General features: G+C 38.7%; 10 protein-coding genes. 3 read left to right on the plus strand and 7 right to left on the minus strand.

Going from position 1 to position 11038, the window contains the following annotated elements; translation table 11 throughout:
• Window positions 1-11: 11 nt before the first annotated feature.
• The gene (locus AC056_RS07655) at window positions 12-896 is read right to left on the minus strand and encodes a phosphoribosyltransferase family protein (protein WP_077163237.1); all 885 of its coding nucleotides are present in this window, start codon (window positions 894-896) and stop codon (window positions 12-14) included.
• Window positions 897-1077: 181 nt separating this feature from the next.
• Window positions 1078-1887, minus strand: coding sequence for a sulfite exporter TauE/SafE family protein (locus AC056_RS07660; RefSeq protein ID WP_077163238.1), 810 nt, complete (start codon window positions 1885-1887; stop codon window positions 1078-1080).
• A gap of 98 nt (window positions 1888-1985) precedes the next feature.
• Here AC056_RS07660 and AC056_RS07665 point away from each other — a divergent pair, with 98 nt between their 5' ends.
• A complete protein-coding gene (locus AC056_RS07665) occupies window positions 1986-2774 on the plus strand; it encodes an AraC family transcriptional regulator (protein WP_077163239.1) in 789 nt (262 codons plus the stop codon).
• Here AC056_RS07665 and AC056_RS07670 read toward each other — a convergent pair.
• From AC056_RS07670 to AC056_RS07685, 4 genes are read right to left on the minus strand one after another with little or no spacing between them, the layout of a single operon-like run.
• Window positions 2769-3257, minus strand: a complete 489-nt coding sequence (locus AC056_RS07670) for a GNAT family N-acetyltransferase (protein ID WP_039252064.1) — start codon at window positions 3255-3257, stop codon at window positions 2769-2771. The two genes, AC056_RS07665 and AC056_RS07670, sit on opposite strands and share 6 nt — an antisense overlap.
• A 2-nt stretch (window positions 3258-3259) precedes the next feature.
• Entirely contained in the window at window positions 3260-4024 is a 765-nt protein-coding gene (locus AC056_RS07675; RefSeq protein ID WP_000614440.1) for an ABC transporter ATP-binding protein, read from the minus strand.
• Window positions 4021-5031 carry a FecCD family ABC transporter permease gene (locus AC056_RS07680; RefSeq protein WP_077163240.1) on the minus strand — a complete coding sequence of 337 codons (1011 nt, stop codon included), beginning with the start codon at window positions 5029-5031 and terminating at the stop codon, window positions 4021-4023. The genes AC056_RS07675 and AC056_RS07680 overlap by 4 nt, the downstream gene beginning before the upstream one ends.
• Window positions 5032-5033: 2 nt before the next feature.
• Window positions 5034-6053 carry an ABC transporter substrate-binding protein gene (locus AC056_RS07685; RefSeq protein WP_077163241.1) on the minus strand — a complete coding sequence of 340 codons (1020 nt, stop codon included), beginning with the start codon at window positions 6051-6053 and terminating at the stop codon, window positions 5034-5036.
• Window positions 6054-6684: 631 nt separating this feature from the next.
• On the opposite strand from AC056_RS07685, the gene AC056_RS07690 reads away from it, so the two are divergent.
• A complete protein-coding gene (locus AC056_RS07690; RefSeq protein ID WP_077163242.1) occupies window positions 6685-8232 on the plus strand; it encodes a tyrosinase family protein in 1548 nt (515 codons plus the stop codon).
• A gap of 41 nt (window positions 8233-8273) precedes the next feature.
• Window positions 8274-10238: a multicopper oxidase family protein gene (locus tag AC056_RS07695; protein WP_077163243.1), complete on the plus strand. Its 1965-nt coding sequence runs from the start codon at window positions 8274-8276 to the stop codon at window positions 10236-10238.
• A 62-nt stretch (window positions 10239-10300) separates the two neighbouring features.
• Here the strand turns inward: AC056_RS07695 and AC056_RS07700 are convergent, their stop codons facing one another.
• Window positions 10301-10933, minus strand: coding sequence for a TetR/AcrR family transcriptional regulator (locus AC056_RS07700; RefSeq protein ID WP_077163244.1), 633 nt, complete (start codon window positions 10931-10933; stop codon window positions 10301-10303).
• Between the last annotated feature and the right edge of the window lie 105 nt (window positions 10934-11038).

Consider the following 11038-nt stretch of genomic DNA (forward strand, 5'->3'; position numbering starts at 1 on the left):
CTTTATTCTCTTTATTTTGCTGCAAAAGCAATTACTGAAATTTTGTCTGATGGTTGTTGTGGAAAGCTGTCCGAGGTAAACAGTTGGTCAAGCAACCCATCAAAAACCTCTATTCCTTTACTGAAAATACCGTGGGTCACATATAGAACGACCTTATGGCAATTGAGGCGACGCAGTTCTTTGGCAATACCAATAAAGGTTGCACCGCCGTCGCAAATGTCATCGGTAATGACCGCTGTTAGGCCTGATAAATCAGTCGCATGTACATGTGTACCTAAAATTTTGCCAGTCACTGGGTCACGTTTTTTATCGCACTGAACAACAGTGATTGGTTGTTTTCGCTCAACATTAAAAGCGTCTGCAACCATTTGTGTGCGTGCTTTTGCGCCTTTGTCTGGGCAAATCAGTACTGTTTTTTCATCTTTTAATAATGTGCTTAGCGCTTCACTCTTTGCGATAATGTCGACTGAACTCACATTTACAACTTCGTTAAAAGAAGTATTGGCAGCGAGTAATGCTGTTGTTACTTCACTATGGCAATCCCAAACAGTCACCTTGCCTTGTTTACCCGCTTTTTTGTCTGCGTTGATATTAAGTAGCTTCGTCATCACATCGAGTGAAAATGCTTGGCCTACTGCACAAATACGGTCCTGACGCGCATATGGAAAATACGGAATTTCTAAGTCAACTGTTAGCCCCTGATTCAGCAATATATTTTCAAGTAACAAATAGTCCATCACATCGTGACTTGAGGTCATTTGCGCGCGGACCAATACGTTGCCAGATAGTGAACCTAACGTTGTCTCATCAATCTGAACATGACGCTCTCCACCAGAAAACTGCGTGAATTTCACTGGAATTTCATTTCTTGCCGTATCTAAAAGCTGGATAGCCATATCATCCTCTTTTTGTCTGATGACCTTCGATGAATATATAGTGGCACAAAGCCACTATATATTTCAAGTCTATTTTTCAAACTTTTTTCAAAACCATTTAAGGCATAAAATTTGCAGTTTTAGAGCAACTTGATATTCGTTTTTTAATAAAAATTATTATTTAAGATTTTGAAATTAAAAATTAATTTATGATTAGCATGACAAACAAAACCCCTATCAAAAGTAATGGATACAACTTTGCCCGCCATAAATCAGGTAGTTTTGAGATAAATTTTTCGGAAAAATATAGCCCAATCCATGTTCCAGCAACCAAGAATAAAGCAGCCTCAAACCAGATTAGACCGATAAATCCACTAGGTGCCCATATAGATTGCCAAAGTGACAACACACAATAAGTTAGCGTTGCAGTTAAAGACAAAGGCAACGTGAGAATGTTTGCAATAGCCGCAGCCTCTGCCATAGAACTCCCCCGCCGCCGCAACAAAGGAACCGTCATTACACTGCCACCCACACCTAAAAGTGCTGCAACCCAACCAATAATTCCGCCTTTAATGAGTTCGCTGTTTTCACTATAGTTTTGCGTTTGTCTTGATGCCACCATAAAGCCTGGTCGGTAATAACAATCAAGAATGGTTATGAATACATAACCCATAAATATCCAGCGAAGCCAATTTCCATTAAACAATGAGGCCATGACCGCACCAACAACTCCACCCAATGCGATACCACTCCATAAAAAGCGGATTTTTTGCCAATCTATATATCCAGACCGATAGTGTCGAAAAGTTGCAAAACTTGCCGAACACAGCATCACAAAAGCTGATGTAGCTACGGCGATTTGCATGGCATGTATCCCAACCATACTTTCGTTACTGTACTTTTGAATAATGACTGTATAAAGCAAAGGTACAGCAACAAAACCGCCTCCAAAACCAAATAACCAAGTAGTAACACCGGAAAGTAGTCCAAATAAAAATAGCTCATATAGCATCGTTATCTTCCTCACGTTTATAGAGGCATGATATAAAATAGCCCTATGGCAAACTAACGTAGAAAAGTCATCTTTTTATTTATTTCAGACAAAAATATATGCGTAATATTCCAATTAACGATGTAGACCATCTACCGCAAGCGGTTTTAGCATTAGGATCAGATTATCCTGCTGATACTTTGTTAGATACGCATAGCCATCGCCGTGCTCAGTTCTTATATGCACCCGAAGGGCTTATGAAAGTTGAAACTGAAGATGGACAATGGCTCGTGTTACCGTACAGTGGTGTATGGATACCCGCAAGCAAACCACATCGCGTATGGCTATCTAAAATCAATACTTATAGTTTGTATATAGAAGTAAGTAATGCCCCAAGACAGGCAAACTATTGCGAGGTTGTGCAAGTTTCACCGTTAGTGCATCAGTTACTGATTCAAGCAAATCAACTGCCTGTTGACTACCAACGTTCAGGCCGTGACGGCGCTGTTATCGATTTATTGTTATATGAGTTAGAAGCTGCACCAGCCCTGCCTCTGTTTATTCCATTGCCTCACAGCACATTACTATCTAATCAGTGTGCTGAGTTTATGGAGCATCCCGATATTCATAGCAGCCCTAAAGATTGGGCACATGTCCATAATAAAAGTGAGCGAACATTTCACCGCTGGTTTAAGTCAGAAACGGGCATGTCATTTCAGGCTTGGCGTAATCGAGTCTGCATCATCTATGCTTTAAATGCATTAAAAGCAGATATCTCGATTACTGAAATTGCCTTTAGTTTGGGCTATGAGCACTCGGCAGCATTTACTGCAATGTTCAGTAAAATTATGGGTTATCCACCTACCCATTTTCAAAAAAGATTTCATACGCATAATAAAGTGCTATAAAGATTTACTCATGTGAATGGTGTCATAGGTCTCAATCCACTCACGGTTAATGACATCAAAGCCTTGTAGACGCCAAAACTTTTCAGCCGCTGGCAAAAATGGATGAGTGTGCAAATACAAAGTCGTAATTTCATTGTTTTTTGCATGGCTAAACAACATGTCACATAGCTGAGTTGCGATGCCCTTACGACGGTATTCAGGTAATACAAACAACTTAACCACTTCCACTGTATTAGATGGCAAATTTAAATCAAAACGATGGTCATACGCCCGATATGCAATAGTGCCAATAATACGGTTTTTATCTTTTACCGTAATAAAGCAACCTAATGGATCATTAACATAATATTGCCCAAAATTTTTTAAATCTTTGGGAACTTGCCCATGATAGATTTCTGGGAATAATAAATGTCTTGTATAAAGTGCAAACTCTACAGCAGATGCATAGTCTGATTTGTCTGCTAGATGATAGTGAAAAGTCATATTTATAGCCAAGAATGGTCAGGGATAACAATGGTTTTGTCTTGAATCATGGCTTCATGGAACTCAACATCATAGACACTTTTTAAAAACTTCGGATCGGTGATTCGTGTTTTAGACTCAGGCTTAACTACTTCGTGTTGGCGCATAAAAAACAAATGATCTGCAAATAAAAAAGCCAAATTAGGATCATGCATAATTGCAATCACCGTAAAATTTTGCCGCGACAACTGACGCAATTTTTTCATTAAATAAGACTGGTAATAAACATCGAGATGATTGGTTGGCTCATCAAGCAAAATCACTTTGGGTGCTTGTACTAAAATGCGCGCAATCATAACCAATTGCCTTTCACCACCCGATAGTTCGGTATAAGGACGGTCACGTAAATGCTCAATATCTAAATCAAGCAAAGCTTGATCCACACGCTCCCAGTCTGATTTTGAAGGTCTATATCTGCTGAAAGCGGCACGTCCCGTAATCACCACATCTTTAACCAGAAATGGAAATACAGTTTTATGAAACTGCGGTAAAAAGCCGAGTAGTGCAGCCCGATCTTTACCTTTAAAGTCCGATAATGGTTTTCCAGAGTAACGGATCAACCCATCTTTTACAGGTTCTAAGCCAGCCATCAATTTAAAAAGTGTCGATTTTCCACAGCCATTGCGCCCTAAAATGACGGAAAACTGATTTTCAGGAAACTCCAGATGAATGTTTTTAAGAACCTGTTTATGCCCATAGGCATAATTTAACTGATCAATTTGAATCATGCCCAATGAGTCCTCTGTGTTTTCATTAATAATAAGAAGAATGGCGCGCCAAGTAGCATGGTAAAAATACCAATCGGTATTTCAAAGGTTAGTAAAACACGTGAAAAGTTATCAATCATGAGTAGGAAACTACCGCCCAACACCATATTGGCTGGAATACTGTAGCGGTGATCTGGCCCCACCAACATTCTCACAATATGCGGCATAAAGAGTCCATATAAACTAATAATGCCAGCAGCAGCCACAGAAGTTGATGTACATACAGTCACTAGTACAATTAAAAGAAGCTGCTCCCAACGCGGATTAACACCCACCGCCTGCGCTTCTTCAGCACCGAGTGCCATTAAGTTTAAGCGCCAACGCATTGCAAATAATCCGACAAGGCCAATACAAATAGGAAGCACGGCGTATTGAACCTTTTGCCAAGACGCCTGATGTAAGTTGCCCATCGTCCATTGCACAATGGCTTGTAATTTAAATGGATCACTTAAGTATTGAATAACTGTAAGCCCCGCCAAAAACAGCCCCGACACAATCATGCCGGATAAAATTACCATCACTAAAGACGTCTGGCTTTCATGTTTTTGATGTGCAAATAAATACGTTAAGGCAACAGCACAAACGCCAAAAATAAAGGCGGATAAATTTGGTGAAAGCCAACTTAGAGAAAGTGCCAAAGCTGCACCAAACGCTGCACCAGAAGAAATACCGAGTACATACGAGTCAACCAAAGGGTTACGAAACAATGCCTGTAAACCGTTACCCGCTGTTGCTAACGCAGCTCCCACCATAAATGTCAGTAAAATTCTGGGTAATCTGACATTGACTAGTATGTTTTGCATCAACCTAAATTGTTCAGCATCAAAATATGGCGTACCAAAGACTGCTTGCACACCCCACCGCAAATAGTCCCATGCACTCAAGGTTTGCGTAGGCCCAATGAGCAACGAGATAAAAATCATGAAGAAAGGTAAAGGGTAAAACCAATAATATTTGAGCTTTTCCATATTCATGACACCAACGCTTTGGCAAGGTGCTCACCATACAACTTGGTTAAAATACGCTTTTGTAAGGCACTTACTGGTAAATCGGACTGTTCAGGGTAAATGCTGTGGTTCAAATAAATCGCCGTAATAATGATTTTGATGGTATGTGGGTTATAAATAAATGCAGGGCTCAAATTAAATACCTTACGGTTTTGTACGGCACTTAAGCCTTGTAATTCTTTGCGTTCATAAATCAGTTTTGGGTTGGTATTCCAAAGCACAATATTGTCAGGATTCCATTCAATGAGAGTCTCGGGATTTACGTTGGGTTGGTTAGCATTGGTCTGAACAATGTTGTAAGCACCTGCCAGCTCAATAAAGTCATTGGTAATTGACTCCCGTCCCGAAGTGGAAAAAATTCGCCCACCTGACCACGCATAGTAAATCGATTGCTTATTTGGCTGACGTGCTGTTTTGGCTGCAACTTCTGACATAATTTCATCAGAAAAACTCAAAATTTCTTGAGCTCGCTTTTGGGCTCCACTTAGAACAGCAATTTCAGATAATTCTTCTTTCACTTGCTGGTAAGTGCCAGACTCCATTACATATACAGCGATACCAAACTGTCGTAATAATTCGATCGTTTGGGTCTGCCCGCTCCCCAAAATTACTAAATCGGGTTTCAACAACACAAGACTTTCAATATTGGTTGCATTGGCACCTTGTGAAGGCGTTACAAGCTGTTTATTGGCAATACGTTGATCTATTTTTGAATAGGCGTTAAATAATAAAGGTTGAATGTATACTTCGGCTGGTATGCCAATCACTTTATGACCTTGCCCTAGCATATATAAGCCATCTAAACCTGACTCAAATAGAGAAACAATTCTTTGCGCTGGCTTGGCTACACACACTTTTGTATTTGTACTATCAAAAACGCATATCGAATGACCTGCTAAGTTTTCTTTAGTTTTTCTACTTTCTTCAGATGAAGAACATCCACATAGAATGAGTAAAGTGAGTATTGAAGCCCAAAACCTCATTACACCTCTCCATGCACAAATATAGTGCAAAATAAAAAGATGTGCTTATTTGGTGCAATTTTCATGTGAAAAAAACACCATAAGAGTGCAAAACGGTTTGGATCATCATTTATATGAGGTGCAAATTAAATGTTTAATTGAAGATATGAATAATTAAGCAATAAAAATGCCAGAATTAAAAAATAAATTTACCCATCAACCGGTTGTCATACTTTTTTCAAGTCAGAAAAAATATTTATGGGCTTTCACACTTCTCTAATAATGAGTTAACTAATACCAGTTATTTTAAAATCTAATTGATTAAAATAATGAGATCTAAAAACATAAAAATTAAAAAAACGAAACACAATACTCAAAAATATAGTTATTTTCTCATTTTTAATTTTATCAATTAAATAAATAATTAATAATAAACAAAATCTTAGTTAAAATAATAAAATTAAGTTTTTCTAAAAAATTACAGCTTTAAAAAGTAAATTAATCTAAAGTTAATATTAAAGATAAATCTTTAATAATGATTACTTTATGTGCTAGATTAATGTACAAGAATTATCCAATTATTTGGAAATTTCTCATACTACAAATAACTTACTAACTATAAGAATATTAAACACGACAAGGATTTTAAACCATGAAAAGAAATTATTATATATTAGGTACTCTTTTATGTGGCATGAGCTTAGCAACACATGCCGACTCACTACGAATGAGTGCCACGGAGTTTGCAAAAGACCCAGCCAAAGTAAGCGCACTGCAAAAAGGTCTGGAAAAAATGCGAGCAAATAATAATGCAAATCCATTATCTCCGGAGTTTCGTACAAGTTTTAATTATTGGGCAAATACTCACGGCTATTTTGGTACGGGTACACATGGCACTGATAAAACTACATATCTTAAAAACCGTATGGCAGGTTGCTTACAAGATAATAGTCAAGCCTTGTGTGATAGTTACTATAAACATATTCAAAATTCTACAGTTCCAAAAGATGGCTTTACCGATGAAGTTTGGGGTACATGCCAACATGGCAATCTAAACTTCTTACCTTGGCACCGTATGATGCTTTATTTTTATGAGCGAACAGTGCGTAAGTATGTTGGACAAGATTACTCTCTTCCTTATTGGGACTATTACCAAGAAAAAGCGGCTAATGGGAAAGGACTAGCGCTGCCTCAATTGGTTCGAGGTAAACAAGCAGGTAGCTTATATGACCAGTTCCGTACACCTGGTTTAAATGAGAATATCAGCGCTATAGATCCAGACGATGCCAGCGCTGCCCAAGCATTTAAATGGAATGACTTCACATCATTTTCCAACCAGTTACAGTCTCAGCCTCATGGTGTAATGCACTGCGCGGTAGGTAAAAACTGTGTGCTGCCAGATATGGGATTTGTACCAATTGCAGGTTTAGACCCTGTATTTTATATGCACCATGCCAATATCGACCGCTTGTGGCAATGTTGGCTAAATAAAAAAGCCAATGGACAACCCATTACACTTGAGTGGGCAAAGAAAAACTTAGGTATGCCAGATAGCTGGTATAACACTCGATACACCTTTGCAGACGAAAACGGCAATAAAGTCACCATGACCATTGCTGATGTATTTACCCCTGGTAAAATTCCGGTGCGTTATACCAATGAAAATGCATGTAAAGTTCAAGCACCAGTTATGAGTAGTCAAGCAGGAAAAGTAAATCTATTCAAAAAGGCGCATAAACCAGTCAGCAGTAATAAAACCATTCAACTGATGGGTGTAAGTCAAAAAGTAGCTTTAGCGCCTCAAACCACAACGTTCTTAAAAAGTGCTAGTCAACTTTCTCAAACTACACTTTCATCAGGACAAACTTATTTAATCTTAGATAATGTACAAATGGTGGGTAATCCAAATCTAACTTATAAGATTTATTTATCTCCTAAAAATAAACCTGACCAAAAAATTTATGTTGCCACAATTAACTATTTCGGTGTGTTAGATCATAGCCACGGCGGGCATGCGAGCAATGGTGCTATGGGTCAATTGGTCTATCAAGTCAGCGATCAAGTTAATCAATTAGGCGTACCTGCTGAAGACTTAGAGGTTCAGTTTGTTGCTACCGATTTAACCCTTAACCCAGTGAAGCAAAAGGTAAGTTCTCAAGGACTGAGCATTTCTCAAGTTCGCTTAGAAACTTCAAAATAATAATTAAGGGAGAGGCCTGATTTTTCAGGCCTATATTTATTATGAAAATAGCTCATTTAATATTATATACCCCTCTAACGTTAGTGAGTGGGTATGCCTTAGCAGAGGAGTCTTCTGACCGTATATTAGAAGACCCTCCTGAAATGTCTGTTGCACGTAATCATCAAGCTTTACTTGCGGTACCAAGCCCTACTACTGCCACAACAACCGTTCCGCAAATGCAGTCTTCAAATGAAGCACTGTTTACTTGGGAGGTTAAAAAAACAATAAATAGACTCTGGAACCCAGCAACAAACAGTTATGACAAAGTCATGTTACGCAGCTATCAAGGTACAAATACACAGCCCAATACGCCTTATATTGCTCCAACCATTGAGGTGTTTCCTGGTGAAACTGTACGAGCAACTTTAGATAATCAGCTTGATATAGATCCAATAACTCACAGAAAACTTCCTAAAGACCCTAGTTGTACTGGTGATCATTTTGATGTGAATAAACCACATTGTTTTGATGGTACCAATATGCATACACATGGGTTATGGATTAACCCAGCAGGAAATAGTGATAACGTTTTAGTTTCGATTAATCCGGGTGTTAACTTCCAGTATGAATACAACATACCGCCTGATCATCCGGCCGGAACGTTTTGGTATCATCCGCATCGACATGGTTCAACCGCGATTCAAGTCGCAAGTGGTATGGCGGGTGCGCTAATTATTCGTGGATATCGACAGCCCACACCAAATAAAACAGGTGATTTAGATTTACTCACCTATGGTTTTAAAGAACGAACGCTCGTTTTTCAGCAAATTCAATATGCTTGCTATGATGCTAACGGCAAAATTCAAACTGACTCAAAAGGTAATTATATTTGCCCAAATAATCAAATTGGTGAAATTAGGGATTATCAGGGCTTTGGTGTCGGCGGTTGGGGGAAATCAGGACGATACACAAGCATTAATGGTGAAGTTCAACCTTTCATTACTCAAGCTGTAGAAGGACAAGTCGAACGTTGGCGAATGATTCATGCTGGTGTCCGCGACAGTATTAACCTGAGCGTTCGCCAAATGCAAAACATCCCTTCTAAACTCGATTTAACACCAACGGGTGAAAAGCAATTATTAAGAGAAAGCTGTACAGGCCCGATTGTAAGTCAACACCTTATTGCAGCCGATGGCTTAACCCTCAAACAAGTCATGGATAAAACAGTCACTGTTTTTCAACCGGGTTACCGTTTCGATGCCTTAATGCAATTCCCGCAAGAAGGCCGCTATTGTCTGATTGATGAAGCTGCTTCAGCTTCTGCTAACGTGGACCGCACATCTTCTGAGAGACGCTTACTTGGGATTATTCAAGTTACTAAACCCACTTCAGCACCTCAGTCTTTAACGACAGTGTTAAGCAATAATGCAACACGCAATATTGCACCAGAAATGCGTCCCGCTGTGCTTCAAGATTTACAACAAAATTTAAAGCTCAGTCATTTTGTTCCTCATCAGGATTTACCGGCAACACCAAATAAACAATTTTTAGAATTTAATATTGATACTAAGGCTAATCCAACTCAATTTCAGGTCGATGGAAAACCATATAAACCAGATCGAATTGACCGCACACTTGAGTTAGGTAAAACCGATGAATGGATACTCACCTCTAAATTGGCCAGTCACCCGTTCCACATTCATGTAAACCCGTTTCAGATCGTAGCGATCATAGCCCCTAATAATAAAGATGTCAGTGATATCAACGCCGTTGATGACTACGACAAATCCGCTCCACCCGACCCACAATATCGTGGTCTCAAAGGTACATGGAAAGACACCATTTGGGTTAAAAATGTAAAAGGAGCCAGTTATAAAGTCATTGTTAGAACCAAGTACCAACGCTACATTGGTGACTTTGTATTGCACTGCCATATTCTAGATCATGAAGATCAAGGCATGATGCAAAACATTCGCATTAGCCTTCCAGATGGTAATGGTGGTGTTTCACAGGGACATCATTAACCATAAATCTTTTTCAGACAGAATTAAAAAGGCCGCTTCTCGCGGCCTTCGTTTTATCACTTTTATGTAGAACTTTTATTTTCTTGATAATTCATATTCTTTAAAAATAAATCGACTACATATTCAACCCAAATACTAATTTCACTCTCAGATATTAAATAATCAGGATGGGTCAGACATTTTAAATGAGCATCACTTCGTAAAAGCGATAAAAAGATATTTGCCGCAGCTTCAGAGGAAGAACTTAACTCAATTTCTCCTTGTTTGACTGATTTTTCAAGATAACCCGCAATAATATTTGCAAGGCGATGGGGGCCAACTTGAAAGAATTTTTCAGATAATTCCGGGAATCTAACTGCCTCAGCAATACAAACCCTAAAAAATGCCAAACCTGAATGTGACAATATAAAGCAGAGATAAGTTTTACCCATCTCTGTTAAAGCTGAACGTAAATTTTTAGCTTGCGTCTCAACTAAAATTATTTGTTTTTGCATGTTGGTGCATTGGCGTTCAATGACCGCAGCGAACATTGCTTCTTTATTTTTAAAACAAGCATACATGGTGGCTTTTGAAACACCAGCTTCTTTTTGAATCATGTCTGTCGTTGTGCCACTAAAACCGTGGATCAGAAAAAACTTTGTTGCTGCATCTAGAATTTTTTGATCTTTCTCATTGGCTTTAATGCAATCAGACATACGAACCTACAAATATATTTAGAAATTTCATGATTAGTGTAACTCATCGAAAAGTTCAAAATCGAGAATTGACGTAATTTTAATAAGATAGTACAGTACCGATCG

Origin of the sequence: Acinetobacter genomosp. 33YU (assembly GCF_001990725.1) — a bacterium.
In the GTDB taxonomy this organism is placed as follows: domain Bacteria; phylum Pseudomonadota; class Gammaproteobacteria; order Pseudomonadales; family Moraxellaceae; genus Acinetobacter; species Acinetobacter seifertii.

Bases quoted from the DNA above. Each gene is read 5' to 3' on its own strand.
- AC056_RS07700 (WP_077163244.1), bottom strand. From the start codon at position 10,933: ATGTCTGATTGCATTAAAGCCAATGAGAAAGATCAAAAAATTCTAGAT.
- AC056_RS07675 (WP_000614440.1), bottom strand. From the start codon at position 4,024: ATGATTCAAATTGATCAGTTAAATTATGCCTATGGGCATAAACAGGTT.
- AC056_RS07665 (WP_077163239.1), top strand. From the start codon at position 1,986: ATGCGTAATATTCCAATTAACGATGTAGACCATCTACCGCAAGCGGTT.
- AC056_RS07670 (WP_039252064.1), bottom strand. From the start codon at position 3,257: ATGACTTTTCACTATCATCTAGCAGACAAATCAGACTATGCATCTGCT.
- AC056_RS07655 (WP_077163237.1), bottom strand. From the start codon at position 896: ATGGCTATCCAGCTTTTAGATACGGCAAGAAATGAAATTCCAGTGAAA.
- AC056_RS07685 (WP_077163241.1), bottom strand. From the start codon at position 6,053: ATGAGGTTTTGGGCTTCAATACTCACTTTACTCATTCTATGTGGATGT.
- AC056_RS07680 (WP_077163240.1), bottom strand. From the start codon at position 5,031: ATGGAAAAGCTCAAATATTATTGGTTTTACCCTTTACCTTTCTTCATG.
- AC056_RS07695 (WP_077163243.1), top strand. From the start codon at position 8,274: ATGAAAATAGCTCATTTAATATTATATACCCCTCTAACGTTAGTGAGT.
- AC056_RS07660 (WP_077163238.1), bottom strand. From the start codon at position 1,887: ATGCTATATGAGCTATTTTTATTTGGACTACTTTCCGGTGTTACTACT.
- AC056_RS07690 (WP_077163242.1), top strand. From the start codon at position 6,685: ATGAAAAGAAATTATTATATATTAGGTACTCTTTTATGTGGCATGAGC.